The organism is Microbispora sp. GKU 823 (assembly GCF_002027145.1).
Classification (GTDB): Bacteria; Actinomycetota; Actinomycetes; order Streptosporangiales; family Streptosporangiaceae; genus Microbispora; species Microbispora siamensis.
The window spans coordinates 15,546-41,520 of sequence record NZ_MWJN01000002.1; the positions used below are offsets into that span (position 1 = coordinate 15,546).

23 protein-coding genes and 2 pseudogenes are annotated in these 25,975 nt (G+C 72.2%); 11 read left to right on the forward strand and 14 right to left on the reverse strand.

Annotated elements, in window-relative coordinates:
* Positions 1-53 precede the first annotated feature (53 nt).
* Positions 54-2,321, forward strand: a complete 2,268-nt coding sequence (gene secA2, locus B1L11_RS01580) for an accessory Sec system translocase SecA2 (protein WP_256862145.1) — start codon at positions 54-56, stop codon at positions 2,319-2,321.
* Between the two features lie 8 nt (positions 2,322-2,329).
* Here the strand turns inward: secA2 and B1L11_RS49550 are convergent, their stop codons facing one another.
* The 8 genes and pseudogenes from B1L11_RS49550 to B1L11_RS01615 form a co-directional block, all read right to left on the reverse strand.
* Positions 2,330-3,475 (reverse strand): hypothetical protein, encoded by a 1,146-nt coding sequence (locus B1L11_RS49550; RefSeq protein WP_372974636.1) that lies wholly within the window; start codon positions 3,473-3,475, stop codon positions 2,330-2,332.
* A 268-nt stretch (positions 3,476-3,743) separates the two neighbouring features.
* Positions 3,744-5,270: a cellulase family glycosylhydrolase gene (locus B1L11_RS01590; RefSeq protein ID WP_079312469.1), complete on the reverse strand. Its 1,527-nt coding sequence runs from the start codon at positions 5,268-5,270 to the stop codon at positions 3,744-3,746.
* A gap of 135 nt (positions 5,271-5,405) precedes the next feature.
* Positions 5,406-6,260, reverse strand: a complete 855-nt coding sequence (locus tag B1L11_RS49555; protein ID WP_256862146.1) for a lanthionine synthetase LanC family protein — start codon at positions 6,258-6,260, stop codon at positions 5,406-5,408.
* 170 nt (positions 6,261-6,430) lie between these two features.
* Positions 6,431-6,730 (reverse strand): annotated as a pseudogene (locus B1L11_RS49560) (lantibiotic modifying-like protein); the annotation flags it as partial.
* 81 nt (positions 6,731-6,811) lie between these two features.
* Positions 6,812-8,545, reverse strand: a complete 1,734-nt coding sequence (locus B1L11_RS01600) for a SulP family inorganic anion transporter (RefSeq protein ID WP_079312471.1) — start codon at positions 8,543-8,545, stop codon at positions 6,812-6,814.
* Entirely contained in the window at positions 8,542-8,877 is a 336-nt protein-coding gene (locus B1L11_RS01605) for a helix-turn-helix transcriptional regulator (RefSeq protein WP_079312867.1), read from the reverse strand. Before B1L11_RS01605 ends, B1L11_RS01600 begins: the two co-directional genes overlap by 4 nt.
* A gap of 5 nt (positions 8,878-8,882) precedes the next feature.
* Positions 8,883-9,062, reverse strand: a complete 180-nt coding sequence (locus B1L11_RS01610) for a hypothetical protein (RefSeq protein ID WP_079312473.1) — start codon at positions 9,060-9,062, stop codon at positions 8,883-8,885.
* Positions 9,063-9,158: 96 nt separating this feature from the next.
* Positions 9,159-9,563 carry a VOC family protein gene (locus tag B1L11_RS01615; RefSeq protein ID WP_079312475.1) on the reverse strand — a complete coding sequence of 135 codons (405 nt, stop codon included), beginning with the start codon at positions 9,561-9,563 and terminating at the stop codon, positions 9,159-9,161.
* 173 nt (positions 9,564-9,736) lie between these two features.
* Between B1L11_RS01615 and B1L11_RS01620 the strand changes: the two genes are divergently transcribed.
* Together B1L11_RS01620 and B1L11_RS01625 are read left to right on the forward strand one after the other, a co-directional pair.
* Entirely contained in the window at positions 9,737-10,165 is a 429-nt protein-coding gene (locus B1L11_RS01620; protein WP_079312477.1) for a pyridoxamine 5'-phosphate oxidase family protein, read from the forward strand.
* 96 nt (positions 10,166-10,261) lie between these two features.
* A complete protein-coding gene (locus B1L11_RS01625; RefSeq protein ID WP_306291588.1) occupies positions 10,262-11,170 on the forward strand; it encodes a zinc-binding alcohol dehydrogenase family protein in 909 nt (302 codons plus the stop codon).
* Here the strand turns inward: B1L11_RS01625 and B1L11_RS49565 are convergent.
* The 3 genes and pseudogenes from B1L11_RS49565 to B1L11_RS01635 form a co-directional block, all read right to left on the reverse strand.
* Positions 11,157-11,417, reverse strand: a complete 261-nt coding sequence (locus tag B1L11_RS49565) for a CBS domain-containing protein (RefSeq protein ID WP_256862147.1) — start codon at positions 11,415-11,417, stop codon at positions 11,157-11,159. The two genes, B1L11_RS01625 and B1L11_RS49565, sit on opposite strands and share 14 nt — an antisense overlap.
* Before the next feature lie 112 nt (positions 11,418-11,529).
* Positions 11,530-11,634: pseudogene (locus B1L11_RS53680) on the reverse strand (CBS domain-containing protein); the annotation flags it as partial.
* Positions 11,631-12,329: a CBS domain-containing protein gene (locus B1L11_RS01635; protein WP_079312479.1), complete on the reverse strand. Its 699-nt coding sequence runs from the start codon at positions 12,327-12,329 to the stop codon at positions 11,631-11,633. The gene B1L11_RS01635 and the pseudogene B1L11_RS53680, both read right to left, overlap by 4 nt.
* Positions 12,330-12,458: 129 nt before the next feature.
* Between B1L11_RS01635 and B1L11_RS01640 the strand changes: the two genes are divergently transcribed.
* From B1L11_RS01640 to B1L11_RS01655, 4 genes are all read left to right on the forward strand, one after another.
* Complete coding sequence (locus B1L11_RS01640; RefSeq protein WP_079312481.1) at positions 12,459-14,117, forward strand: FAD-dependent oxidoreductase; 1,659 nt, start codon at positions 12,459-12,461, stop codon at positions 14,115-14,117.
* Positions 14,114-15,562, forward strand: coding sequence for an ATP-binding protein (locus tag B1L11_RS01645; RefSeq protein WP_079312483.1), 1,449 nt, complete (start codon positions 14,114-14,116; stop codon positions 15,560-15,562). The genes B1L11_RS01640 and B1L11_RS01645 overlap by 4 nt, the downstream gene beginning before the upstream one ends.
* Positions 15,563-15,596: 34 nt before the next feature.
* Positions 15,597-16,460 carry an NAD(+)/NADH kinase gene (locus B1L11_RS01650; protein WP_179154932.1) on the forward strand — a complete coding sequence of 288 codons (864 nt, stop codon included), beginning with the start codon at positions 15,597-15,599 and terminating at the stop codon, positions 16,458-16,460.
* Between the two features lie 75 nt (positions 16,461-16,535).
* Complete coding sequence (locus B1L11_RS01655) at positions 16,536-17,489, forward strand: SDR family NAD(P)-dependent oxidoreductase (RefSeq protein WP_079312485.1); 954 nt, start codon at positions 16,536-16,538, stop codon at positions 17,487-17,489.
* A gap of 55 nt (positions 17,490-17,544) precedes the next feature.
* On the opposite strand, the gene mgrA is transcribed toward B1L11_RS01655, so the two are convergent.
* From mgrA to B1L11_RS01670, 3 genes are all read right to left on the reverse strand, one after another.
* Complete coding sequence (mgrA, locus tag B1L11_RS01660) at positions 17,545-18,540, reverse strand: L-glyceraldehyde 3-phosphate reductase (protein WP_079312487.1); 996 nt, start codon at positions 18,538-18,540, stop codon at positions 17,545-17,547.
* Positions 18,541-18,658: 118 nt separating this feature from the next.
* A complete protein-coding gene (locus tag B1L11_RS01665; protein WP_079312489.1) occupies positions 18,659-19,288 on the reverse strand; it encodes an alpha-ketoglutarate-dependent dioxygenase AlkB in 630 nt (209 codons plus the stop codon).
* Positions 19,289-19,347: 59 nt separating this feature from the next.
* Positions 19,348-21,465 carry a glycogen debranching N-terminal domain-containing protein gene (locus B1L11_RS01670; RefSeq protein ID WP_256862148.1) on the reverse strand — a complete coding sequence of 706 codons (2,118 nt, stop codon included), beginning with the start codon at positions 21,463-21,465 and terminating at the stop codon, positions 19,348-19,350.
* 146 nt (positions 21,466-21,611) lie between these two features.
* Here B1L11_RS01670 and B1L11_RS01675 point away from each other — a divergent pair, with 146 nt between their 5' ends.
* The 4 genes from B1L11_RS01675 (at position 21,612) to B1L11_RS01690 (ending at position 25,948) form a co-directional block, all read left to right on the forward strand.
* A complete protein-coding gene (locus B1L11_RS01675; protein ID WP_079312491.1) occupies positions 21,612-22,655 on the forward strand; it encodes a LacI family DNA-binding transcriptional regulator in 1,044 nt (347 codons plus the stop codon).
* A gap of 37 nt (positions 22,656-22,692) precedes the next feature.
* On the forward strand, positions 22,693-23,940 hold the full coding sequence (locus tag B1L11_RS01680; protein WP_079312493.1) for an extracellular solute-binding protein: 1,248 nt from the start codon (positions 22,693-22,695) through the stop codon (positions 23,938-23,940).
* 74 nt (positions 23,941-24,014) lie between these two features.
* Positions 24,015-25,100 carry a carbohydrate ABC transporter permease gene (locus B1L11_RS01685; protein WP_179154933.1) on the forward strand — a complete coding sequence of 362 codons (1,086 nt, stop codon included), beginning with the start codon at positions 24,015-24,017 and terminating at the stop codon, positions 25,098-25,100.
* Positions 25,097-25,948, forward strand: coding sequence for a carbohydrate ABC transporter permease (locus B1L11_RS01690; protein ID WP_239108151.1), 852 nt, complete (start codon positions 25,097-25,099; stop codon positions 25,946-25,948). Before B1L11_RS01685 ends, B1L11_RS01690 begins: the two co-directional genes overlap by 4 nt.
* Positions 25,949-25,975: the final 27 nt, after the last annotated feature.

The following is a 25,975-nucleotide window of genomic DNA, read 5'->3' on the forward strand; positions in this document are numbered from 1 at the left end:
ACCATGAACCGGGCATGTGGAACCAGTCCGGCAAGCGAGTCGTTGGAGCGGATGTGGCACGGGTAGGCGAATGGATCAGGCGGTTTCTGGACAAACCAGGAAGCGTCGATCTGGCCCCCTTCCAGCGGATCGTGGCCGAGGCGGGCGAGCTGGAGGACGAGGTCACCCGGCGCGCCGAACTGCGCCCCGCCACCCTCGATCCCGCCTGGGTCGGCTCCGCCGACTTCTGCGCGGTGATGCGGGAGGCCGCCCGCCGGGCGCTCGGCCAGCGGCCGTACGACGTGCAGCTCGTGGGCATGCTGACCATGCTGGAGGGCCACGTCGTGCAGATGGCCACCGGCGAGGGCAAGACGCTCGTCGGCGCGCTGACGGCGGCCGGGTTCGCGTTGCGCGGCGCCCGGGTCCACGCGGTCTCGGTCAACGACTACCTCGCCCGCCGGGACGCCGAGTGGATGGGCCCGCTGTACGAGACGCTCGGCCTCACGGCCGGGTGGATCGCCGAGACCTCCGCTTCCGAGGAGCGCCGGGCGGCGTACGCGTGCGACGTCACGTACGGAGCCGTCAGCGAGCTGGGGTTCGACGTGCTGCGCGACCGCCTGGCCACCGACCCCGCCGACCTGGTCGTGCCCGCCCCCGAGGTCGCGCTGGTGGACGAGGCCGACTCGGTCCTGGTGGACGAGGCCCGCGTGCCGCTCGTGCTGGCCGGCACGGCCGACCCCGGGACGGCGCTGCCCGAGATGGCGGCCCTCGTGCGGCGGCTGTCGCGCGGCTACCACTACACGATCGACGAGGAGGGGCGCAGCGTCTTCCTCACCCCCAAGGGCACCGACACGGTCGAGAAGGCCCTCGGGATCGACCTCTACGAGCACCCCGGCGTGGTGACCCAGGTCAACCTCGCCCTGCACGCCCACGCGCTGCTGACCAGGGACGTCGACTACATCGTGAGGGACGGCCGGGTCCACCTGATCAACACCTCGCGCGGCCGGGTCGCCGTGCTGCAGCGCTGGCCGGACGGACTGCAGGCGGCCGTGGAGGCCAAGGAGCACCTGCCGGCGTCGGAGACGGGCGAGATCCTCGACTCGCTCACCGTGCAGAGCCTCATCCGCCGCTACCCCCAGGTGTGCGGCATGACCGGCACCGCGATCGCCGTGGCCGAGCAGCTGCGCGAGTTCTACGACCTCAGGGTCGCGGTCATCCCGCCCAACAAGCCGTGCGTGCGGGTGGACGAGCCCGACCGGATCTTCGCCACGCTGGAGGACAAGGAGCGGGCGCTGCTGGAGGAGATCGAGACCCGGCACGCCGCCGGGCAGCCGATCCTCGTCGGCACACTCGACGTCGCCGAGTCCGAGCGCCTGGCCGAGGCCCTGGAGGCCAGGGGGCTGAGCGCGGCCGTGCTCAACGCGAAGAACGACGCCGAGGAGGCGCAGATCATCGCGAAGGCCGGTCGGCGCGGCGCGATCACGGTCTCCACCCAGATGGCCGGGCGCGGCACCGACATCCGCCTCGGCGCGGGCGACCCGGACGAGGAGCAGGAGGTCGCCGCGCTCGGCGGGCTCTACGTCATCGGCACCGGCAGGCACGAGAGCAGCAGGCTGGACGACCAGCTGCGGGGCCGCGCCGGACGGCAGGGCGACCCCGGCGGCTCGGTGTTCTTCGTCAGCGGCGAGGACACGCTCCTCACCGCGTACGTGCCCGACCAGTCGCTGCCCGCGGCCGGCCACGACGGCGTCGTACGGGACGCGGACGCCGCCGGGCTGGTGGCACACGCCCAGCGCGTGGCGGAGGGCGTGAACCTGGAGATCCACCGCAACACCTGGCGCTACACGCGGCTGCAGGAGCGCCAGCGGGCGGAGGTGCTGGAGCAGCGCGAACGCGTCCTGCACGGCGACACCGGGGCGCGGGCCCTGGAGCAGGCCTGCCCGGAGCGCTACCGCGAGCTGTGCGAGACGGCGGGCGAGGAGGCGGTCGAGCGGGCCGCCCGGCAGATCGTGCTGTATCACCTCGACCGCTGCTGGACCGAGCACCTCGGCTTCCTCGCCGACCTGCGTGAGGGCATCCACCTGCGGGCACTCGGGCGGCTGAACCCGCTCGACGAGTTCAACCGCGAGGCCGTTCCGGCCTACCGGACGATGCTCGACGAGGTCGAGCGGCGTTCGAAGGAGACCTTCGAGAAGGCCGACGTCACCCGCGACCTCGCGGAGCAGGGCCTCAAGCGGCCCACGGCCACCTGGACCTACCTGGTGCAGGACAACCCGTTCGGCTCGGAGTGGGACCGGGTGCTCAAGCGCGTGGCCGGAGCGCTCAAGCGCCGCAAACGATAGAGGCTTCCCTACCGCATGCGGTGGCGGCCCTGCTGGTGTGCGGTCGCGTGGGCGGGACGGCTCAGCACGGCCTTGGCGCCCACGGCGACGAGCGCGCACACCACGATCGCGACCGAGAAGGCGGGAACGGCCGCCTCTTCCAGCTGTCCGTCCACGGCCGACGCGGGGGTGAACGCCGGGGAGGCCGTCGCCTCGCCGGTCCTCGCCCCCTTCACGGTCTCCGCGGCGGTCCTCGCGCCGGCCTTCCCCGCGGCCTCCGTGGTCTTCTGCGCTGTCTTCGTGGCGGTCTTCGCCGCTGCCGTGCCGGCGAGCGGGGACATCCCGGCCGAGGCGGCCTCGGCCTGCGTGTCCGGCGAGGCGGGCGAGGCGGGCACGGCCTGCGCCGCGGACGGGGAGGCCACGGGGGCCGGGCTCTCCTTCACGCCGGGCGTGGCCGTGGGAGCGGAGTCCTGCGGCGCGGCGGCAGAGGCGGCGGGAGCGGGAGTCTGGGTCGGGCAGGGCGGCGGGGGCTCCGGGTGGTCCTTGACCCCGTACGCGCCCGTCGAGAACGGCTTGGGCGCGCCCGTCTTGCCGAGGCCCTTGCCCCACTGGGTGATCACGTACTTCACGGGGATGTGGCCGAGCCCGCCCGCGTCCTCGACGGTGAGCGAGTCGGTGTTCCAGGTGCCGCCGGTCAGCTCGGCGAACGTCTTGCCGTCGAGGTCGAGCATGACCCCGCTGCTGGAGGGAACGCCGGGGCCGCGGTCGCCGATGAAGAAGTCGGCCTTCTTGCCCTTGTAGATCACGTAGCCCTTGGTGCCCATCGGCCAGCTCGGGCTGGCGGCCAGGCCCTTCTGCATCGGCTCGCCCGACGCGGGGGCGCCGGTGTCCCCGTTGACGCCCGACCCGTCGTCCCAGAAGTACGACGCGGTCGTCTTGCCGGCGTACAGGACGATCTGGCCATCGGCGGTCGGGCAGCCGACCTCGGGAACGGCGGGCGCGGCGGCCGTGTCGGCGGCCTCGGGCTCCGGAGCGGCCTCCTGCGGCTGCAGGGCCGTCGCGTCGTCCGCGTCCAGGAGCCATCCGGTGGCGACGAGCGTGGCGCCGTCGGTGGGCGTGTGCTGGGAGCCCGCCGGGGCGGGGCGGGCGGAGGCGTCCTGCCGGTGCGGGGGCACGGCGGTCGCGTGGTGCGTCTCGCCCTTCGCCGGGGTCGTCTGCTCCCGGAGGGCGTCGGTGTGGGGGTCCGCGTAGCTGGAAATGGGGGATCTCCTGACTGGTCACGGTTGGATAACCGGACACTAAGCCAAGAACACCCCAAATCTCGACATCTCGGGCGAAAGTTTTACTTTCTGGACGAACCTCCCATGAAGTGGCAAAGTCAGATGTGACGCGCCCCCCTTCCCGGGGGGGCTGAAGGGAAGGAGGGCACGCCACGTATCGGGATCAGGACGACAGCAGGCGAGCCCGCAGCCCGGCCCCGAAGGCGGTCGGGGTCCCGTTGTAGTCGCTGATCAGGGACGGGCCGGTGGAGCAGTCCCAGGTGTTCCAGGTCCAGCCGAGGTAGGACGCGCCCTTCGCGTCGAACCAGTTCATGACCTGGTCGATGAACCCGTGCGAGCAGGTGTTCTCACCGATCTCCCCGGCCACCAGCGGGACCTGGGCGGCCACCGGCGCGAGCTGGCTGTCCCAGCACGAGGCGCTGACACAGGAGTTGAAGTTGTACACGTGCCACGCGGCGGCCAGGTTGTTCCGCGAGTCCGTGGGCTTGTACTGCAGCCACTGCGACAGGTCGTTGGAGTAGGCCAGGCCGCCCAGCATGATGATGTTGGTCGCGCCGGTGGCCCGCACCGCGTTCACCAGCGACTGGAAGCCCGCCACCTGGTAGGGGATGCCGGAGCAGGTGCCGCCGTCGCGCCAGCAGGCCCACCCCGAGGCGGCGCTGCCGGTCGCGCGCTCCGGATAGGGCTCGTTGAACAGGTCGAACACGACCTCGTCACGGCCCTTGAACGCGTTCGCCACGCCCGTCCAGAACTGCGGGGCGTACTGCGCGTCCGGCATCGGCTTCTGGCAGGAGGCGTGCACGTCGGAGCAGCCCGAGGAGTTGCCGGTGTACTGGCCGTAGTTCCAGTGCATCTCGACGATCGGGGTGATGCCCTTGGCGACCAGCCGGTCGACGTACGCCTTGACCTCGTTCTGGTAGGCGGCGCCGCCGTACGAGGACTGGATGTTGCTCAGGCCGAGCCAGCACTCCTCGTTCAGCGGGACGCGGACCGCCCGGACGTTCCACGCCTTCATCGCGTCGATCGCCGCGTTGTCGACCGGGCCGTCCCAGATGCCGCGGCCCTGGACGCACATGAACTCGCCGCCCGAGCGGTTGACCCCCAGCAGCCGGTACGGCGTGCCGGTCGCGGCGTTCACGATCTTGTTGCCCGACACCTTCAGCTTCGGCGCCGCCCCCGTCGAGGGGCTGGTGGAGGGGCTGGGCGAGGGGCTCGGCGACGGACTCGGCGAGGGGCTCGGCGAGCGAGAGGGCGAGGGCGAGGGCGACGGGGACTGCGACGGCGTGCTGCCGTTGCAGGCGACGCCGTTGAGCGTGAAGTCGGTCGGCGCCGGGTTGCCGCCGCTCCAGGAACCGTTGAAGCCGATGCTCGTCGAGCCGCCGGTGGACAGGGACTTGTTCCAGTCCAGGGCGGTCGCGGTCACGGTGCTGCCGGACTGGCTCCAGGTGGCCGACCACCCCTGGGTGACCTTCTGACCGCTGTCGGGGAACGTGAAGGTGAGCGTCCAGTTGCTCAGGGCGTCGCCCAGGTTCTGGATGCTCAGGTTGGCGGACATGCCGCCCTGCCACTCGCTGGCCGTGTAGGTGACCTTGCACGCCACGGCGGCCTGGGCCGCCGGCGTGTTGCCCAAGGCGAGGCCGCCTGCGGCGATCAGCCCCAGTGCGGTGAGGATCGCGCCTCTCCGTCGCATGCTCCGTCCTTCCGTCGGGCCATGAGAAGACCGGAGCGAAGCGTCGTGAACTAGACCGGTTAAGTCAAAGGCACGGCGCAGCTCACCCCCGCCGACCTGGCCATACGGGCCGTGGACAGGTGAAATTTTCAGCCGCTATGCCTGCTCGCCACGCAGGACCGCGGCGGGGATCGGGATGGCCGGGAACGGGTTGTCCGGCAGGAGGATCAACCGGCGCGGCGTGCCGGTGTGCTCCGCGGCGTCGAGATGCAGCAGCGCCGTTCCGATGCCCGCGGCTCCCACCATGTATCCGGTGTCGGCCGTGACCTCCCCGGGGCGTAGCCGCCGATATGCCTGATACCAGCGGAAGCCGGCCTCGTCGCCCGCGGTCGCGCGTCCGATCAGGTCGATCGCGAGCGTGCGCGCGAAGTCGAGGTACGGCTCACGCCCCGTGGCGGCGTACAGGCCCACGAAGCACTCGATCAGCCCGGCCGTGCCGCAGCACAGGCAGGCCACGTCCCAGTGACCCGAGGGCCGCGACCCGGGCACGCCGCTCTGCATGATTCCGTGCGCGAGCCGTTCCACCCAGTCGAGATCGCCCGGGTCGCCGGTGACCCGGTGCAGTTCGTGGAACATGCGGGCCACTCCGGCGGATCCCGAGCAGAAGCCGAGGTAGTGAAGGCGGCGGCCCTGCGGGAGGTGGTGCGGCACGAGCGCGCACCTGTCGGTGACCACGCTGACCGTCCGGACGAAGTCGGCCCCCCTGCGGGCCGCCGTGAGGAACCGCTCGTCGCGGGTCACGCCGTACAGGCGGGCGAGCAGGAACGCCGTGCCCGCCGTCCCGGACAGGAACCCCGGGGAGACGGCGTCCACGGGCAGGTCGGGGGCGGCGTCGCCGCCGAAGCGGTGCCCGGGGACGGCGAGGCCCGCGATGCGCTCCCCCGCCTCGATCGCCACCTCCTCGTACGCCGGGACGCCGAGGATCCCGGCCGCGTGCAGCAGCGCGAGCACGATCCCCCCGTCACCGCGCTGCGCCGGGTCGCCGGTCCAGCCGATGCCGTCGCCGAACGGCGGGCGTCGCGGACGAGGCGGTCGGCGGCGGCGCGGGCCGCCCCGAAGACCTCCTCGTCACCCGTCGCCCACCCCGTCTCCGCCATGGCGAAGACCAGACCGGCGAGCCCGTGGTAGAAGGTCGGGTCACGCTGCTCCGGCCAGGTGACGGCGAGCCTGCGGGCGCCCGCGAGCGCGTCCTCCAGGTAGGCCTCGTGGCCGGTGGCGGCGGCGAGTTCGAGGAAGAACAGCACGACGCCGGCCGCGCCGGCGTAGAGGGACGAGACGTCACCGGCCCCGGCCGACCGCCCCCGGGGATCGGGGTTGGCCCGCCATCGCCGTCCCAGGTCGTCGTCGACCGCCGCCGACCGCACCCAGCGCGCGGCCGTGACGGCGGCGGTGACAGGTGTCTCGCGGGGCCAGGCGCTCATCACCCCAGTCTCCCACAAAGCTGGTAGGAAATTAAGGCTACTGTTCTTCCATTCGGAAGCCTACGGGGAGTCGCGCGCCGATCACACCGTCCGCGCGGGAACGTCCGGGTGACGTGCCGCGGGAACGGGGGTCGGCGGTGGCGCGGACGGGAGCCCGAGCAGCGTCCTGGCATGGTCGATCGCGGCCGGCGTGTCCGGGAAGACGAGCCCGTCGCGCCGGAGATGGCCGGCCACTCCGAGCCCGCCGAGGACCTCGTCGTGGCCAGGGCGGATGCCCGACAGCAGCACGGTGATCCCCTTTCCTTCCAGCCGTCTGATCGCGTCCCCGAGGACACCCGCGCCCGTGGCGTCGATCGTGGACACGCGCGACATGCGCAGGATGACCACCCGCACGTCGGCGACCTCCGACAGCTCAAGCAGAAAGCGGTGGGCCGCGCCGAAGAACAGCGGGCCGTCGAACCGGTAGGCCACGATGTGCTCGGACAGCAGGCGCCGTTCCTCGTCGCCGTGGTCGCCGGTCTCCAGCGGGACCTGCTCGATCTGTGCGCTGCGCGCGACGGCCCGCAGGGCGAGCACGATCGCGACTCCGACGCCGACCGCGACCGCGGTGACGAGGTCGAACACGACGGTGACGGCGAAGGTGAGGATCATCACCGCGGCGTCGCCCCGGGTGGAGCGGGCGATGGCGCGCAGCGACCCGACCTCGACCATGCGGACCGTCGTGGCCAGCAGCACCCCGGCCAGCGCGGCGAGCGGGATCCGCCCGACGAGGCCGCCCGCGCTGAACACGATGATGGCCAGAACGACGGCGTGCGTGAGGGCGGCCAGGCGCGAGCGGGCGCCCGAGCGCACGTTGACAGCCGTACGGGCGATCGCGGCGGTGGCGGGGATGCCGCCGAAGAGCGGGGAGACGACGTTCGCCAGGCCCTGCCCGAACAGCTCGCGGTCGGGGTCGTGCCGCTCCCCCACGCTCATGGCGTCGGCGACCGAGGCGCACAGCAGACTCTCGAGGGCCCCGAGGGCGGCCACGGCGAGGGCCGCGGGGAGCAGCGAGGTGACGGCGCCGCCATCGAGGAAGGGGTCGAGGAAGCCGATCGACGGCGCGGGCAGCCCGGCCGGCAGCGTTCCGATGCGGGCGACGTCCAGCCCGGCGACCTCGGCCACGAGCGTCGCGGCCACGACCGTGAGGAAGGAGAACGGCACCGCGGGCCGCCACCGCGCGCCGAGCAGCATGACCCCGGCGACCACGAGCGCCATCGCGATCGGCACCGGATGCGGGTCGCGCGCGAAGTTCGCGACCGCGTTCCCCGCCGCCTGCCACACCCGCTCCCCCTCGCCGGTCACGCCGAGCGCAGCGGGCACCTGCTGGAGCGCGATGACGACGGCGATGCCCGCCGTGAAGCCCTCGATGACGGGGGTCGGCATGTAGCGGGCGTACCTGCCGATTCGGGCCAGCGCGAGCACCACGAGCACGATCCCGGCGAGCAGGCCGACCGCGAGCACCCCGGCAGGGCCGTGACTGTGCACGATCGGGACGAGGACGACGGTCATGGCCCCCGTGGGCCCCGACACCTGGAGGTTGCTGCCGCCGAAGACGGCGGCGATCGCGCCCGCGACGACGGCGGTCGCCAGGCCGGCCTGCGCGCCGAGCCCGGAGCCGACCCCGAAGGCCAGCGCGAGCGGCAGGGCCACCACCGCGACCGTGAGCCCGGCGATCAGGTCGCGGCCGGGGCTGCGGCGGGCCGGTCGCCAGTCGGCGGGCGAGGGCAGCAGGCCTGCGACCCGGCCGTACAGCCGCCTGGCCGCGCCGGTCACTCGGCCGCCTCCGCCTGGAGCTCGGCCAGCAGCTCGCCCTGGCCGGTGATCATGTCGGTGAGGATCCGCCGGGCCGCCGCGAGCAGGTCCACGACGTCGGGGGTGGCCAGCGAGTAGACCACCGTGCCGCCCTCCCTGACCGCGCTGACCAGGCCTGTGCGGCGCAGCACGGCGAGCTGCTGGGACAGGTTCGATGCCTCCACCTCGATCTCGTTGAGTAATTCGCGGACCGGACGGGGGCCGTCCCGCAGAAGTTCGAGCACGCGGATGCGCACCGGATGTCCCAGGGTGCGGAAGAAGTCGGCCTTGGCTTGGTAGAGCGGGACCGGCATCGGGCTCACTCCGCCTCTCCCGCCGCCTCCGGGCTGATCCCGTGATCGGCGGCCAGGCGGTTCAGGTTGTCGAGACGGCCCGAGGCGACCTGGACGCCGTGCTCGTCGCCGCTCTCCCGCGCCCGCCGCAGTTCCTCGCGCACCTCCGCGAGCCGGGCGCGCAGCTCCGCCGTGAACTCGTGCATGTCGTCCTCTCCTCCGTCGGCGGAGCCAGCATATTCGCAATATGAAGAATTCTTCAATTCAACAGCACGCAGCCGCTCGGGCGGCCGGAGACGGGCTCAGGCGGGACGCGGCGTGAAGGAACGCTGGTCGCGCCGCAGCGGGTGGCCCTCGGGAATCTCGACCAGCACGATCGGCAGGCCGTCGGGGTCCTCGATCCACATCTCCACCAGCCCCCACGGCTCCAGCCGGGGCGGGCGGGACACCCGCACCCCGGCCTCCACCAGCCGGTCGTGCTCCCTCTGCACGTCGCGCACCTGCAACCAGATGGCCGGCCCCTCCCGTACGTCGCCGGTGCGCGGCGAGACCTCGACGAACCCCTGCCCCAGGAAGAACACCACCCCGGGGTCCTCGACCGGGCCGAACTCCCGGTTGACGGCCAGGCCCAGGACGTCCCGGTAGAAACGGCGGCTCGCGGTCCGGTCGGCCGATCGCAGGAGTATGCGGCTGCTCAGCACTTCCACGTGACGGTCGTGCCCATTCGGGGCATGCGGTTGGGGATGGATTACGGCAAGCGGCGGCCAAGGCTTCCCGGGCCCTTCGTCCCTCCGCCGAGCGACGGACGTCGGTGCCGCCGGAGGGACGGGAACGGCAGACTGGCCGCCGACGCCCGTTGAGGATCATCGTGGAGGTTCGCATGACTGAAGACACGGCTCCCGCCGGCATGCCGCGCCTGGACAAGCTCGACCGCGAGGAGTGCCTGCGGCTGATCTCGCCGGGCGGTGTGGGCAGGGTCGCCTTCAACAACCCGGCCGGGCCCGTGATCCTGCCGGTCAACTACACGATCGAGCAGGGCGCCGTCTTGTTCCGCACCGCTCTCGGCGGCCCGATGGACGCCGACCTGCGCACGGGGATCGAGGGGGCCGACTTCATGGTGGCCTTCGAGGTGGACGACATCGACGAGAGCACCCGGGAGGGCTGGAGCGTGCTCGTACGCGGCGGGGCCCACCACATCACCGGCGACGTGAACAAGAACGCCGTGGAGTCGTGGGCGGGCGGCGACCGCCCGCTCTACATCCGGATCTCGCCCAACGAGGTCAGCGGCCGGCGCATCCGGCACGCCTGATGGACGCCTGGGTCGTGGCCCGGCCGGGGCCCGTCGCGACGCGACCGCTGGAACGGGCCGTGCTGCCGGACCCCGTGCCCGGGCCGGGGGGAACTGCTGGTCCGCGTCGAGGCGTGCGCGGTCTGCCGCACCGACCTGCACCTCGCCGAGGGCGACCTCCCCCCGAGGCGCCCCCGTACGGTTCCCGGGCACGAGGTCGTGGGACGGGTGGCGGGGCTCGGCCCGGACACGGCAGGGCCGCCGGTGGGCACCCGCGTGGGGGTGGCCTGGCTGCGCTCGACCTGCGGCCGGTGCCGCTACTGCCTGCGGGGCGCGGAGAACCTGTGCCCCGCGTCCACCTACACCGGCTGGGACGCCGACGGCGGGTACGCGGAACTGCTGACCGCCCCCGCGGCATACGTCTACCCGCTGCCCGCGGACACCCCGGCCGAGACGCTCGCCCCGCTGCTGTGCGCGGGGATCATCGGATATCGCGCGCTGGTCCGCGCCGACCTGCCCCCGGGCGGGCGGCTCGGGATCTACGGGTTCGGCGCCTCGGCCCATCTGACCGCCCAGATCGCGATCGCCGAGGGCGCGACCGTGTACGTGATGACGAGGTCCGCGGCGGCCAGGGAGCTCGCGCTCCGGCTGGGCGCGGCCTCCGCCGCGGGCAGCGCCGACCCGCCGCCGGAACCCCTGGACGCGGCCATCCTGTTCGCCCCGGTGGGCGACCTCGTGCCGGTCGCGCTGGCCGCGCTGGACCGGGGCGGCACACTCGCGGTGGCGGGGATCCACCTCACCGACATCCCGGTGCTGAACTACCAGCGCCATCTGTTCCAGGAGCGGACGCTGCGCAGCGTCACGGCCAACACCCGCGACGACGGGCGGGAGTTCCTGCGGCTGGCGGCCCTCCACCACCCGCGGGTCACGACGACGCTCTACTCCTTCGACGCCGCCGACCAGGCCCTGGCCGACCTGGCCGCCGACCGCGTCGGAGGGGCCGCCGTCCTGCTCATGGACGGGTGACGGACGGCACCGGCTCCAGGTGGAACAGGCCGCCTTTCACGTCCACCACGTCTTCCGCCGGACGCGCCGTCCTCCCGGCCAGCGCCATCAGCACGTCGGTGGTGGTGACCAGGCCCCGCAGGATCTCGTCCGGCCCGAGCACGCAGACCGCGCCGCAGTCGGCGTCGGCCATCAGCGCGGCCACCTCGGACAGCGGGGCGTCCGGGGCGACCCGGGGACAGCGCCGCCCCTGCACGAGCGTGCGCACCGCCGTCCGGGACTGCTCGGCGGGCCGCCCGACCAGTGCGCGGCGACGCCTCCCGCCCGAGCACGCCGACGAGCCGGCAGCGGGCGTCCACGACCGGGAGGTGGTGGACGCCGGCCCGCCACATCAGCTCCCAGGCCATCAGCGGCGACTCGTCCGGCTCCACCGTGACGAGCGTCCGGGTCATCACCTCGGACGCGGTCGTGGTCTCGACGCTCATCGGTCCTTCCCGCCTTCCGCCGGGCCGGGCCGCCGGGGCGCGCCCGCGGAGACCGCCCGGTCCACGTCGTCCGTCTCGTAGGTGATGAAGGAGTCGACGTCCACCACGCCGTCCACCTGCCAGACCTCCTCGATCAGGGCGCAGAGCTGGGAACGCCGCTCCACGCCGCCGTCGAGGTGGACGATCCCGTCCTCGACCCGTACGGCGCACTGCCGGGAGTAGCGCGACACCACCTCGATGACGTCGTCGCGGAGGTCCTCCGGGGGCCGGCAGAACGCTCTGATCAGGTCGGACTGTTTGACCAGCCCGGTGATGCGGCCGGTCTGCCCGTCCACCACCGGCAGTTCCTTGATCCTGTTGCGGTGCATCAGACAGGCCGCCCGCCGCAGCGGGGTGTCCTCGGTGACGGTGATCGCGGGGCTGCTCATGATCTGGGCGGCGGTGCGGCCGCTCGCCTTCCTGCGCTCCCTGCGGCGGAACGGCCCCTCGATGAGCAGGTCGCCGGGCCGCCTGTCGAGGTCCTTGAGCAGCAGGTCGTCGTCGCTCACCATGCCGAGCACGCGCCGGTCCCCGTCCACGACCGGGACGGCCCCGACGTGGAACCGGCACATCGCGGTGACCACGTCGGTGAACGAGGCCCTCGCCTCGACGGCGACCACGAACCTGTTCATGACGTCGCGGACGGTCATCGGCATGGCGCCCTCCTTCGTCTTCCCCAGCCTTGGCCACGATCGGCGGCGGGGCGACCGGCGAACGTCCCCCTACCGTGGGACCTATGTCCCGGGAGTGCCGATCAGGGAAGATCCGCCAGTACCGTGTGAGTTGTGCAGAATGCCGCGATCCTCACCGTCGATGACGACCCTTCCGTCTCCCGGGCCGTGGCTCGTGACGTACGCCGCCGATACGGCGACCGCTACCGGGTGATCCGGGCCGAGTCCGGCCCCAGCGCGCTCGACGCGCTGCGCGAGATCAAGCTGCGCGGCGAGCAGGTCGCCGTCATGCTGGCCGACTACCGGATGCCCCAGATGAACGGCATCGAGTTCCTCGAGGCCGCCATGGACATCTTCCCGCTGGCGCGCAGGGTGCTGCTGACCGCCTACGCGGACACCGACGCGGCCATCAACGCGATCAACATCGTCGACCTCGACCACTACCTGCTGAAGCCGTGGAACCCGCCGGAGGAGAAGCTCTACCCGGTGCTGGACGCGCTGCTGGAGTCCTGGCTCGCCACCCCCGCGGTGACGATGCCGGAGACCAAGGTCGTGGCACATCGCTGGTCGGCGCAGTCGTTCACGGTGCGCGACTTCCTCGCCCGCAACCTCGTGCCGTACCGCTGGCTGCGGGCCGACGAGGCCGAGGGCGTACGCCTGCTGACCGCCGCCGGGATGAGCGAGGCGGACGTGCCGGTGGTGATCACCACGGACGGCAAGGCCCTGGCGCGGCCCACGGAGGCCGATCTCGCCGCGCACGTCGGCATGGCCACCACGCCGGCCTCGGACCTCTACGACCTCGCCGTGATCGGCGCGGGCCCCGCCGGCCTCGGCGCCGCGGTGTACGGCGCGTCGGAGGGACTTCGCACCCTGCTCGTGGAGCAGCGGGCCACCGGCGGCCAGGCCGGGCAGAGCAGCCGGATCGAGAACTACCTGGGCTTCCCCGACGGGGTCTCCGGCGCCCAGCTCACCGACCGCGCCCGCAGGCAGGCGCTGAAGTTCAACACCGAACTGCTCACCACCCGGGAGGTCGTCGGCCTCGAAAGGAACGGTTCGGCCACCCTGCTGCGCTTCGGCGACGGCACCGCCGTGACGGCGCACACGGTCGTGCTGGCGACCGGCGTGTCCTACCGGCTCCTGGACGCGCCCGGCCTGGCCGACCTGACCGGCCGGGGCGTCTTCTACGGCGCCGCCGCCACCGAGGCCCCGAGCTGCGCCGGGGAAGAGGTCTACATCGTGGGCGGGGCGAACTCGGCCGGGCAGGCGGCGGTGTACTTCTCCCGGTACGCCCGCAAGGTGCACATGCTCATCCGGGGAGATGATCTCACCCGGTCGATGTCACGGTATTTGATCGATCAGATCGAGGCCATTCCGTCGATCGAGGTCCATCCGCGCACGCAGGTGGTCGGCGGCGAGGGCCGCGACCATCTGGAGCGCCTGATCCTGTGCGACGGGCGGACCGGCCTGACGACCGCCGTTCCGGCCTCGTGGCTGTTCGTCTTCATCGGGGCGGAACCACGCACCGACTGGCTCGGCGACGTGGTCGCCCGCGACGCAGGCGGCTACGTGCTGACCGGCTCCGACCTGCTCGCGGACGGCCGCCGCCCGGCCGGGTGGACGCCGTCCAGGGATCCCTATCACCTGGAGTCGAGCATGCCCGGCGTCTTCGCGGCGGGCGACGTGCGGGCCGGATCGGTCAAGCGCGTGGCCTCGGCCGTGGGCGAGGGCGCGATGGCGGTCTCGCTCGTCCACCGTTATCTGGAGGCTCGATGACCGACCACCCGAGTGAGCCGACACTGTCGCCTGACGAGCTGCGCACCCTGTTCCTGTTCGAGGCGCTGGACGACGCGCAGCTCGCCCGCCTGTCGGAGGCGGGCCGGGTGGAGCGGCGGCTCCCCGGGACCCGCGTCTACCAGGAGGGCGATCCCGCCACCTGCTTCTTCGTGCTGCTGCGCGGCACGGTCGCGATGAGCAGGCGGGTGCAGGGCGACGAGGTCGAGGTGAGCCGCACCGACCAGCGCGGGGTGTACGGCGGCGCCACCCAGGCGTACATCACGGGGGAGTTCTCCCAGCTCTACATGAACACGCTGACGGCGGTCACCGACGCCGAGTTCTTCGTGCTCCCGGCCGAGGTGATCGGGGCGTGCGTGCGCGAGTGGTTCCCGATGGCGATGCACCTGCTCGAGGGGCTGTTCCTCGGCATGCGCGCCACCCAGACGATCGTCGGCGAGCGGGAGCGGCTGCTCGCGCTCGGCTCGCTGTCGGCCGGCCTGACGCACGAGCTGAACAACCCCGCGGCCGCCGCCGTACGGGCGACGTCGGCGCTGCGCGAGCGGGTGGCGGGCATGCGGCACAAGCTCGCCATGATCGCCGACGGGCGGCTGGACGGCAGCCAGTTGCACGACCTGGTGGAGCTCCAGGAGGACGCGGTCAAGCGGTCGGCCTCCGCCCCCGACCTCACGCCGCTGGCGCGCTCCGACGCCGAGGACGCGGTCGCCGACTGGCTGGACGACCACGACATCGTCGGCGGCTGGGACCTGGCGGCGACGCTGGTGGCCGGCGGCCTCGACGCGGCCTGGCTCGACCAGATCGCCGGGGCGGTGGGCGAGGAGAACCTGGAGGCCGCGGTCCGATGGCTCACCTACACGGTGGACACCGAACTGCTGATGTGCGAGATCGACGACGCGGTCAACCGGATCTCCGGCCTGGTCGCCGCCGCCAAGCAGTACTCCCAGCTCGACCGTGCCCCGCACCAGATCGTCGACGTACACGATCTGCTCGACGCCACGCTGACCATGCTGCACGGCAAGATCCCCGAGGGCGTCCGCACGGTCAAGGAGTACGACAGGTCGCTGCCGCCCATCCCGGCGTACGCCGCGGAGCTGAACCAGGTGTGGACCAACCTCATCGACAACGCGCTCGGCGCGATGGACGGCACGGGCACGCTGACCCTCCGCACCCGGCGCAAGGACGGCCACCTGATCGTGGAGGTCGGCGACACCGGCCCCGGCATCCCGCCCGAGGTCCGGCCCCGCATCTTCGAGCCGTTCTTCACCACCAAGCCCGTCGGCGAGGGCACCGGCCTGGGCCTGGACATCTCCTATCGGATCGTGGTCAACAAGCACCACGGGGACATCAGGGTGGACTCGCGTCCCGGCGACACCCGGTTCCGGGTCTACCTGCCGGTGGACCAGGCGACGCGCGAGCCGGTTCGATAAAACCGCCCGTACGGCCTGGCCGTACAGTGTGGGCATGGGCATGGTCAGCACCGTGGGTCTCGTCCTGCATCCGCAACGCGACTCCAAGGAGGCGATCGACACGATCGTCGAGTGGGCGCGCAAGCGGGACTGCACGGTGCTCGGGCTGCCCGACGAGGTCGGTCGCATCGACTGCAGCGCGATCGCGGTGGACGCCCCGACCCTGGTCAGGCGGTCCGACCTGCTCGTCAGCCTCGGCGGCGACGGCACGATGCTGCGCACGATGCGCCTGATCGCCGGGCGGCCGACACCCGTCCTCGGGGTCAACCTCGGGCGGCTCGGCTTCCTCGCCGAGATCGACGTGGACGAGCTGGCGCCCGCGCTGTCCGCCATCGACGAGCACAGATACACGGTCGAGCCGCGCATGGCGGTCCGGGCGACCAGCCACGACGGCCGTATGGTGACCGCGTTCAACGACATCGCCCTCGTCCGCATCCCCGGCGACGGGCTCGCGGCCGTCTCCGTCTCGGTCTACGGCGAGCCGTTCGTCCGGTACGCCGCCGACGCCGTGATCGTCTCCACCTCCACCGGGTCCACCGCGTACAGCTTCTCGGCGGGCGGTCCGATCGTCTCCCCCACCGTCGAGGGTTTCCTCGTCGTCCCGGCCGCCGCCCACTCGGCGTTCAACCGGGCGCTGGTCCTGTCGGCGGACGAGGAGGTGACGCTCGACGTACTCCCCACCAGCGGGCAGCTCGCGCTGGAGGTCGACGGCACCATCGGCGGCCACCTGGGTCCCGGCGACCGGCTCACGGTGACCGCGCTGCGCGCCGCCGCCCGCGTGGTGCGGCTCGGGACGACCACCTTCTACGAGCGGGCCCGCCGCAAGCTGCGCGTGAACGGCAGCGCCGAGGTCGACTGACCCGCCGCCCCGCACGCCGCGCGGCGGATCGTACGGCTTGACCTGGAGCACGCTCCAGTTCCTAGCGTCCTCCTCATGACGACACAGCACAGGATCGGCAGTGGTTTCGGTGCACGCAGCACCGCGCGCGAGGTGCTCGCGGGAATCGATCTGTCCGGGCGGACGGCCCTGGTCACCGGGGGCTACTCCGGGCTCGGCCTGGAGACGACGCGGGCGCTGAGCGCGGCGGGAGCTCAGGTGATCGTCCCCACGCGCAGGCCGGCGGCGGCGAAGGAGGCGCTGCGCGACATCCCGGGCACGGAGACCCGCGAGCTCGACCTGGCGGACCTGCACAGCGTCCGCGTGTTCGCGGAGACGCTTGTGGAGACCGGCAGGACCATCGACATCCTCATCGCCAACGCGGGCATCATGGCCTGCCCGGAGACCCGCGTCGGCCCGGGGTGGGAGGCCCACTTCGCGGTCAACCACCTCGGTCACTTCGCCCTCGTCAACCGCCTCCGCCCGGCCCTGGCCCCCGGAGGGTCGCGGGTGGTGTCGGTGTCCTCCGCCGCCCACTTCGCGACCGGGATCCGCTGGGACGACATCCACTTCCGGGACGGATACGACAGGTGGCTGGCCTACGGCCAGTCGAAGACGGCGAACATCCTGTTCGCCGTGCGTCTCGACGCGCTCGGAGCGGCCTCCGGCGTACGGGCCTTCTCCCTGCATCCGGGCGAGATCCTCACTCCCCTCCAGCGGCACATCCCCCGCGAGGAGCAGATCGCCCTCGGCTGGATCTCTCCCGACGGCACGGCGGCGGAGGGCTTCAAGACTCCGGAGCAGGGCGCCGCCACGGCGGTCTGGGCGGCGACCTCTCCCCTGCTCGCGGGTCACGGCGGGGTCTACTGCCAGGACTGCGACGTCGCCGAGGTCGCCACGGCCGGCGACATGAACACCGGAGGGGTCAGGCCGTGGGCGATCGACCCCGAGGAGGCGTCCCGGCTCTGGGACCTGTCGTGCGAGCTCACCGGCGTCGACGCGTTCTCCTGACGCGGACGGCCGGGGCGGCGCACGCGTGCCGGCCCCGGGACCGCGTCCGCACGGCCTACAGCAGGCTTTCGATCTCGGACAGCTCCTCGGCGGTGAGCGCCGGCGCGGCCAGGGCGGCGACGTTCTGTTCGAGCTGCTCGACCGAGCTCGCCCCGACCAGCACGGACGTGACCCGCCGGTCGCGCAGGATCCACGCCAGTGCGAGCTGCGCGAGCGACTGGCCGCGCTCCTGGGCGACCTTGTTGAGGCCGCGCAGGGTCTCCAGCAGCTCGGGGGTGAGCCGGTCGCGCTTCAGGAAGTGGCCGATCGCCATCCGCGAGTCGGCCGGCACCTCGCCGTCGAGGTAGCGCCCGGTGAGCAGGCCCTGCGCCAGCGGCGAGTAGGCGATGCACCCCGCCCCGGCCCGGTCCAGCGTGTCCAGCAGGCCGTCCTCAACCCAGCGGTCCAGCATGGAGTAGCGCGGCTGGTGGATCAGGAGCGGGGTGCCCAGCTCGCGCAGCACGGCGGCGGCCCGCTCGGTCTGCTCGGCGGAGTAGTTCGAGATGCCCACGTAGAGCGCCTTGCCGGAGCGCACCGCCGTGTCGAGGGCGCCCATCGTCTCCTCGATGGGGGTGTCCGGGTCGGGCCGGTGGGAGTAGAAGACGTCGACGTAGTCGAGACCCATCCGGCTCAGCGACCGGTCGAGGCTCGCCAGCAGATACTTACGCGACCCCCACTCGCCGTACGGCCCGGGCCACATGTCGTAGCCCGCCTTGGTCGAGATGAACAGCTCGTCGCGGTAGGGCCGGAAGTCCGCGCGCAGGTGGCGGCCGAAGTTCTCCTCCGCGGAGCCGTACGGCGGGCCGTAGTTGTTGGCCAGGTCGAAGTGGGTGATGCCGAGGTCGAAGGCCCGGCGCAGGACGGCGCGCTGCACGTCGAGCGGGTGGCCGTCGCCGAAGTTGTGCCACAGCCCGAGGGAGATCTCGGGAAGCAGCACGCCACTCCTTCCGCTGCGCCGGTACCGCATGTCGTCGTATCGAGCGGGGGCGGGGACGTAGGGGTGCGGGATCATGCGTGGCCTTTCTTGCGCGACTGGGCCGGTCCTTTGCCGCGGCCTTACTCAAGGACTACCAGCAAACCGCACATGCCAACGGCCGCCCAGAGCCCTCGGCCCGGGCGCGCTCACGTGCTCACCGCACGCCTCTCGGGCGGAACTGGACGCTGATGCGGGCGCCGATCACCGTGGCCGACTTCGGGATCGCGTGCTCCCAGGTGCGCTGGCAGCTTCCGCCCATGACGATGAGGTCGCCGTGGCCCAGCTCGTGCCGCAAGGTCGGGCCGCCCCCACCTCGGGGGCGCAGCAGCAGCGGGCGCGGGGTGCCGACCGACACGATCGCGACCATGGTGTCGTGCGTGCTCCCCCGCCCGATGGTGTCGCCGTGCCAGGCGACGCTGTCCCTGCCGTCGCGGTAGAGGCACATCCCGGCCGTGCGGAACGGCTCGCCGAGCTCCTCCTCGTAGTGGGCGTTGAGCGCGTCCTTCGCCTGGGCCAGCACCGGGTCGGGAAGCTCCTCGTCCTCGTCGTAGAACTTCAGCAGGCGGGGCACGTCCACGACCCGGTCGTACATGTGCCTGCGCTCGGCGTGCCACGGCACCACCTCAAGCAGGCGTTCGAAGAGCGCGTCGGCCCCCTCGATCCAGTGCGGCCGGACGTCGATCCAGGCGCCGCGCTCCAGGGGAGTGCGCCGCACCGACGAACCGAGCGGGCCGACGTGAACATCCTCGCCCCAATCCAGCAGCGAAGCCTGGAAAGCCGTCATAACGCCATCATATTAGAACAGCTATTCGATCATGCCGTGAGCGAGCAGGAAGAGACCCGTCACCGCACGTCGAGGTCGAGGCCCGGCGGCAGGCCGGTGACGGTGGCGTGACCCGCCGCGTCCACGGCGACGCTCACCTCCGCGCCCGCCACCCGCAGCCCCCGGGCCGACAGCGCGCCGAGCGGCGCCCCGGCCATGGGCCGCAGCAGCACCCGCCCCGCCGGCACGTCGGGGTACAGGCCGAGCGCGGCGTGCGCGATCGTCACGGCCGCGGCGGCCGACCACGCCTGGGGACGGCAGGCCGCCGGGTAGGGCATGGGCCTGCCGAGGCCGGGCCGCGGACCGGCGCTGTCCCCGGCGTACAGCTCGGGCAGCCGGTAGCCGAACGCCTCCCCCGCCGCGAGCAGCCCTTCGGCGAGCCCGGCCGCCTGCGCGGTGAACCCGGCCCTGGCCAGCCCGGCGAGCACGATGGCGGTGTCGTGCGCCCAGATCGAGCCGCAGTGGTAGGACAGCGGGCTGAAGCCGCCGTCGCCGGACGACATCGTGCGCAGCCCGTAGCCGCCGCTCATCATCGGGGCGGCCAGCAGCTTCGCGACCTGGGCCGACTCCTCCTCCGACAGCAGACCGGTGCCGAGCAGGTGGCCGATGTTGCTGGTGAGCGCGTCCACCGGCCGCTTGTCGGTGTCGAGCGCGAGCGCGGGGAAGCGCCCGTGCGGGCCGTCCACCCAGAACCGGGCGCGGAACCGCTCGGCCAGCGCGTCGGCGTGCTCGTTCCACCGGCCCGCGCCGGGCCGGCCGAACGCCTGCAGCAGCGACGCCGCGTTCCTCGCCGCCTCGTACGCGTAGCCCTGCACCTCGACGAGCGCGATCGGCGGCTTGGCCTGGCTACCGTCGCGGAACCGGATGGAGTCGCCGGAGTCCTTCCAGCCCTGGTTGGCCAGGCCGCGGTCGGAGGTGTCGATGTACTCCACGAACCCGTCGCCGTCGGGGTCGGCGAAGTCGGCGAGCCAGCCGAGCGCGGCCTCCATGTTCGGCAGCAGCGCCGCGACCTCGCGCTCGGGCATCCCCCACCGCCAGGCGTCGTGCAGGAGGCTGATCCACAGGGGAGTGGCGTCGATCGTGCCGTAGTAGGCCGCGGGCAGCCGCAGGCCGTTGCCCTCGACGGTGAACTCGTGCCGCCGCAGCTCGTGCATGATCTTCCCCGGCGCCTCGCCCGAGGTGGGGTCCACCCGCGTGCCCTGCCGGCGCGCGAGCACCCGCAGCGTGCCGGCGGCGAGGTCGGTGCCGAGCGGCAGCAGCATCCGGGCGGCCCACAGGCTGTCGCGCCCGAAGAGCGTGAGGAACCAGGGCACGCCGGCGCCGAGGAAGGTGTCGCCGGGGGCGCCGGCCTCCGCGAGCCGCAGCGACCGCAGGTCCTCCAGTGACTGGTTCAGCAACCGGGTCAGCCGCCGGTCGGCGGCGGTGACCTCGGGCCTGGTCCACTCCAGCGTCCTGGCCGGCGTGACGACGACGGCGGCGGGGTCGTCCACGACGACCTCCCAGCGCAGCGTCGCCGACCCGCCCGGCGGCAGGCTCAGCTCCCAGCGCAACCGGGTGCCGTCGGCGGTCTCCGAGCGGGCGTCCTCGCCCACGGCCGTGACCCGGATGCCGCCGCTCCGCCACGACAGGCCGCCGGGACCCGAATGGGGGCCGTCGGGCTCGGCCGGCGCGGTGTCGCCGCCCGACTTGACGACCTCGATCGGCGCGAAGTCGCAGCCCAGCTCGACCGTGACCGAGGCGGTCACGGCGACGGAGGCGGTGGAGGTGATCTCCACGCGCTCGCTCATGCCGTACGCGCCGACCTCCCGGACGCGTTCGAGCCGCACGGTGGGGTCGGGGTGGGGGTCGCCGAGCCAGCGGGCGAGCGAGACGAACCGGGTGCGCCCGGCCTCCTCGTGGACGTGGCCGATCGCCTCGGGCTCGCGGCCGTTCACGAGCAGCGTCGCCTGCGACAGCGCCCGGTGATCGGCGTGGAAGAGCCCCTGGACGCCGAAGGGGCGGATCTGGCCGTCAGCGCCGCTCAGCGCCCCGGTCGGCGCCATGACGGTGCTGACCAGCTCGTGCAGTGGCGGTTGCAGGCGGTACGCCGTGCCGGTGGCGAACTCGCCACCCGCACCGGGCGTGGCTCCGACGAGCACCGATGGGCCCTCCTGGATCGAATCGCCGGCTTTGACCTTGACATGTGGTCGCCGGGGGTGCACATTGCGAAACACTCAGTTTATTTTGATCGATCTAATCATGCCTTACTCCTCCTTGAACGTTCAAACCCCCAGAAGGGCAGGACATGACCGAAAAGGTGACCATCGCCGATGTGGCCCGGCTCGCCGGCGTGTCACGCCAGACGGTCTCGAACGTCCTGAACAGCCCGGACGTCGTCCGCGAGGAGACCAGGCAGCGGGTGCTGCGCGCGGTGGAGGAGCTGGGCTACCGGGTCAACCAGGCGGCCCGCCAGATGCGCACCGGCCGGTCCCGGCTGATCGCCATCCGGATCGAGCCCGACCGGGACGGCATCAACGGCTCGGTGCTCGACCGCTTCCTGCACGGCCTGACCGAGTCGGCGGCACGGTCCGGCTACCGGGTGCTCCTCTACACGGCCGACGACGACCAGGCCGAGGTCGACACGTTCGAGGACCTGCTCGGCGCGTACGAGCCGGACGCGTTCGTGCTGACCAGCACCCACCACGGCGACCTGCGCACGGCCTGGCTGCTGGACCGCAAGGTGCCGTTCGTCACCTTCGGACGCCCCTGGAGCGCGGACTCCGCGGGCGCCTCCCATGCCTGGGTGGACGTGGACGGCGCGGCCGGCACGGCCGCGGCCACCCGCCACCTGCTCGACGCGGGCCATCGCGTGATCGGCTTCCTCGGCTGGCCGTCCGGCTCCGGGGTCGGCGACGACCGCCGCGAGGGCTGGTCACGCACGCTCGCCGCGGCGGGCGTGGACCCCGCCGGCCTGAGCCGGGCCACCAGCGACGGGGTGGCCGACGGCGAGAAGGCCGCCCACGACCTGCTGCGGTCGGACCTCGGGGTGACCGCTCTCGTCTGCGCCAGCGACTCGCTCGCGCTCGGCGCGCTGCACGCCGCCCGCTCCCCCGGCCTCGCCTGGCGGCCCGGCAGTGACGCGGCGGAACGGCCGGTCGCGGTGATCGGCTTCGACGACACGCCGGTGGCCAAGGCCGTCGGCCTGACCAGCCTGAGCCAGCCGCTGGCGCAGGCCGCCGCGCACTGCGTGGCGCTCCTCACCACACTCCTCGACGGCCAGACGGACCCCGGCGAACCGCCGGCGAACGTGCTGCTCGAACCCTCGCTGGTCGTCCGCCAATCGGCGTGAACCGGCGCGTCCCCCTCAACGAAGATCGGGAATCCTCATGAAGAACAGAACCGTACGGACGGCGGCGCTGGGCGCCGCCTGCGCCGCCCTCCTTGCCTCGGCCGCCTGCGGCAGCGGTTTCGACGACGACAAGGCGGCCGCTCCCGCCCAGCAGAGCAGCGGCCCCGCCGAGCTGCAGATCCTCATCGGCTCCTCGGGCGACGCGGAGACCACCGCGGTGAAGGACGCCGCCGCCGCCTGGGCGCAGAAGTCGGGCTCGAAGGCGACCGTGACCCCGGCGCAGGACCTCGCCCAGCAGCTCGGCCAGGCGTTCGCGGGCGACAACCCGCCCGACGTGTTCTACGTGGACGCCTCCCGGTTCGCCGACTACGCGAGCGTGGGCGCGCTGGAGCCGTACGCCGACAAGCTGTCCGGGGCGTCGGACTTCTACCCGAGCCTGCGCACCACGTTCACCTACGACGGCAAGTTCTACTGCGCGCCGAAGGACTTCTCCACCCTCGCCCTGGTGATCAACGACGACCTGTGGGCCAAGGCCGGGCTCGGCGAGGGCGACGTGCCCACCACCTGGGACCAGCTCAAGACAGTGAGCGAGAAGCTCAAGGCCAAGGGCGTCACGCCGCTCGCGATCGGCGACACGCGCGACCGGGTCGGCGCGTTCCTGGTGCAGGCGGGCGGCTGGATCACCAGCCCCGACGGCAAGCAGGCGACGGCGGACACCCCGGAGAACCTCAAGGCCCTCCAGTACGTCCAGTCGCTGCTCAAGGACAAGCTCGCCCAGTTCCCCAGCCAGCTCGACGCGGGCTGGGGCGGTGAGGCGTTCGGCAAGGGCAAGGCCGTGATGACCATCGAAGGCAACTGGATCAAGGGCGCCCTGAAGGCCGACTTCCCCGACGTGAAGTACAGCGTGCACGAGCTCCCGGCCGGGCCCAAGGGCAAGGGCACCCTGTCGTTCACCAACTGCTGGGGCATCTCCTCCAAGAGCAAGTACAAGCAGCAGGCGATCGACTTCGTCGAGGCGATGACCACCGTCGACCAGCAGATGGCCTTCGCCAAGGCCTTCGGCGTCATGCCCTCGCGGCAGTCGGCCAAGGACGCCTACACCAAGGAGTTCCCCGCCGACGGCCCGTTCGTGAACGGCGCCGACTACGCCCAGGGCCCGGTCAACGCGCCGAAGATGGACAGCGTCCTGGCCGACTTCGACACCGGCATCCAGAAGCTCACCTCCAGCGACCCGAAGGCGCTGCTGGAGCGTCTGCAGAAGAACACCCAGGCCGCCCTCGGCTGACGCGAGAGCCGACGCGAGACGGAGCGGGCCCCGGCCGGTGACGGCCGGGGCCCCGCCGACCGGAAGGAGTGACCGTGGCCGACACCGCACCCGCACGGGCCACGCGGCCCGGCCCCCGGCTGAGCGCCGCCGTGCGGGAGAACATCGCGGGCTGGCTGTTCGTGGCGCCGGTGGTGGTGATCCTGGGCCTGTTCATGCTGCTGCCGATCCTGATGGCGATGTGGGTCAGCCTCACCGACTGGAACGGCCAGGGCAGCCCGTTCCGCTCGGGCGTGCCGTTCGTGGGGACGGAGAACTACACCCGGCTGTTCACCGAGGACGGCCTGGCCCGCCAGGACTTCATGACCAGCGTGCGGAACAACTTCTACTACGTCGCGATCGTCGTGCCGGCCCAGACGGTCCTGGCGCTGGGCCTCGCCCTGATCGTGAACAGCAGGATGCTGAAGGGGAAGACGTTCTTCCGCGCCGCGTTCTTCTTCCCCTCGGTCACCAGCTCGGTGGCGATCAGCGTCGTGTTCCTGTTCATCTTCGCCAACTCGGGCGCCGTGACCAGCCTGCTGAAGCTGTTCGGGATCGACGGCCCGCAGTGGTTCTCCGACTCGCGGGGCGTGCTCCACCTGCTGCTCGGGGGGCTCGGCCTGGTCGACCCGGCCGATCCGCCGGCGGCGCTGACGGACGGCGGGCCGTTCGGGCTGTCGTGGTGGGAGTGGCTGTCGGGGCCCAGCGTGGCGATGTGCACGATCATCATGCTGGTCGTCTGGACGACGTCTGGAACGTTCATGTTGATGTTCCTGGCCGCGCTCCAGGACATCCCGGTGACGCTGGAGGAGGCCGGCATGCTCGACGGGGCCGGGCGCTGGCAGCGGTTCCGGCACATCACGCTCCCGCTGCTGAAGCCCACGCTGTTCCTGGTGCTGACGCTCGGCCTCATCGCGACCTGGCAGGTCTTCGACCAGGTCTACGTGATGAGCCAGGGCAACCCGGCCAAGACCACCCTCACCCCGGCCTTCCTGTCGTACCAGACGGCCTTCCGGAGCTTCGAGTACGGCTCGGGCACGGCCATCTCGTTCGTGTTGTTCGCCATCATCGTCGTGCTCGCACTGGTCCAGCGGTGGATCATGCGCGACCGCGACCCCGCCCGCCGTACGAGGAGGTCGTGACCGTGAAACGCCGGGACCCCCGCTCGCTCGCCTCCACCTTCGCGGGCTACTTCGTGCTGGTCTTCTTCGCGCTGGTCTTCCTCTACCCGTTCGTGATCCAGGTCGCGAACTCGTTCAAGACCGAGCCGGACGCCGCCGCGAACGCGCTGTCGCCCATCCCCCATCCCTTCACGACCAGCGGTTACGAGAAGGTCTTCCTCAACACCGACCTGCCGCTCTGGCTGGGCAACTCGGTGCTGGTGACGATCCTGGTCACCGCCGGCCGGGTGCTGCTGTGCTCGATGGCCGGGTACGCGCTGGCGCGGATCCGCTTCCGGGGCCGCAAGGCGCTGTTCTCCGCGGTCATCGGGGTCATGGCCGTGCCGCCCGTGGTGCTGTTCGTGCCGAAGTTCCTGGTGCTCAACCAGTTCGGCCTGTACGACAGCTACACGGCGCTGATCCTGCCCCTGATCGTGGACGCCGCGGGCGTCTTCATCATGAAGCAGTTCTTCGAGTCGGTGCCGGTGAGCGTGGAGGAGGCCGCGCGCATCGACGGCGCGGGGGTGTGGCGCACCTTCTGGTCGGTGGTGCTGCCGATGGCACGACCGGCCCTGATCACCCTGACGATCATCTCCTTCCAGGGCAGCTGGAACGAGTTCGCGCACACGCTGGTGGCGGTGCAGAGTCCGGAACTGTTCACGCTGCCGCGAGGGATCGCCGACCTGGTCAGCGGCTCGCTCGGCAAGGGCACGCAGTATCCGCTCAAGCTGGGCGCCGCCGTGCTCGCCACGATCCCGGTGGCCGTCATCTTCGTGGTGTTCCAGCGCTACTTCGTACGCGGCGCGAACGAGGGCGCGGAGAAGGGCTGACGCCCTGTGGCCGTCCCCGGACCGGGC

What these genes read in the sequence shown, in the direction of transcription:
- B1L11_RS01590 (WP_079312469.1), bottom strand. Translation starts at nt 5,270, where the DNA reads ATGCGACGGAGAGGCGCGATCCTCACCGCACTGGGGCTGATCGCCGCA.
- B1L11_RS01605 (WP_079312867.1), bottom strand. Translation starts at nt 8,877, where the DNA reads ATGCCGGTCCCGCTCTACCAAGCCAAGGCCGACTTCTTCCGCACCCTG.
- B1L11_RS01610 (WP_079312473.1), bottom strand. Translation starts at nt 9,062, where the DNA reads ATGCACGAGTTCACGGCGGAGCTGCGCGCCCGGCTCGCGGAGGTGCGC.
- B1L11_RS01620 (WP_079312477.1), top strand. Translation starts at nt 9,737, where the DNA reads ATGACTGAAGACACGGCTCCCGCCGGCATGCCGCGCCTGGACAAGCTC.
- B1L11_RS01635 (WP_079312479.1), bottom strand. Translation starts at nt 12,329, where the DNA reads ATGCCGATGACCGTCCGCGACGTCATGAACAGGTTCGTGGTCGCCGTC.
- B1L11_RS01645 (WP_079312483.1), top strand. Translation starts at nt 14,114, where the DNA reads ATGACCGACCACCCGAGTGAGCCGACACTGTCGCCTGACGAGCTGCGC.
- B1L11_RS01650 (WP_179154932.1), top strand. Translation starts at nt 15,597, where the DNA reads ATGGGCATGGTCAGCACCGTGGGTCTCGTCCTGCATCCGCAACGCGAC.
- B1L11_RS01655 (WP_079312485.1), top strand. Translation starts at nt 16,536, where the DNA reads ATGACGACACAGCACAGGATCGGCAGTGGTTTCGGTGCACGCAGCACC.
- mgrA (WP_079312487.1), bottom strand. Translation starts at nt 18,540, where the DNA reads ATGATCCCGCACCCCTACGTCCCCGCCCCCGCTCGATACGACGACATG.
- B1L11_RS01665 (WP_079312489.1), bottom strand. Translation starts at nt 19,288, where the DNA reads ATGACGGCTTTCCAGGCTTCGCTGCTGGATTGGGGCGAGGATGTTCAC.
- B1L11_RS01675 (WP_079312491.1), top strand. Translation starts at nt 21,612, where the DNA reads ATGACCGAAAAGGTGACCATCGCCGATGTGGCCCGGCTCGCCGGCGTG.
- B1L11_RS01680 (WP_079312493.1), top strand. Translation starts at nt 22,693, where the DNA reads ATGAAGAACAGAACCGTACGGACGGCGGCGCTGGGCGCCGCCTGCGCC.